The organism is Vibrio sp. 1727, assembly GCF_033344415.1.
Taxonomy (GTDB): domain Bacteria; phylum Pseudomonadota; class Gammaproteobacteria; order Enterobacterales; family Vibrionaceae; genus Vibrio; species Vibrio alginolyticus.
Genome location: NZ_JAWPOT010000619.1, coordinates 1 through 533 on the forward strand (window position 1 = coordinate 1; position 533 = coordinate 533).

Genomic DNA, 533 nt, shown 5'->3' on the forward strand with positions numbered 1-533 from the left:
CTAAGCATCAAACCGGGCATAACAGCGGCGTTATCCACGCGGGTGTGTATTATGCGCCGGGCAGTTTAAAAGCCGACTTTTGCAAACGAGGCGTAGAAAAAACGCTCTCGTTTTGCTCTCAGCATAATATTCCGGTCGAAAACTGCGGAAAGTTGTTGGTTGCAACTAACGAGCAAGAAGTCGAACGAATGAACGCCCTTTATGAACGCTGCCACGTCAACGGGATTGATGTGGAATTGCTTGATGAAGCGCAGCTCAAATTGGCGGAGCCGAATATCACAGGGTTGGGCGCGATTTACGTGAAAACCACCAGTATTGTTGATTACCGCTTGGTAACAGAGCATATGGCACAGGAGTTCCAAAGTTTAGGTGGTCATATTAGCTTGAGAACCAAGGTGGTTGCCGCCGATGAGAAAGATGAAGAAGTACAACTGACTTGCGTTTCCGATGGACAATCTATGCAGCTGAACTGCAAGTTTCTAGTCACTTGCAGTGGATTGATGGCCGATCGGATGACAAAAATGATGGGCATT

Annotated in this window: 1 protein-coding gene; it reads left to right on the forward strand. The window is 47.5% G+C overall.

The window, feature by feature from the left end:
- A partial coding sequence (locus R8O10_RS27240; RefSeq protein WP_318192235.1) for an FAD-dependent oxidoreductase occupies window positions 1–533 on the forward strand: 533 nt, incomplete at both ends.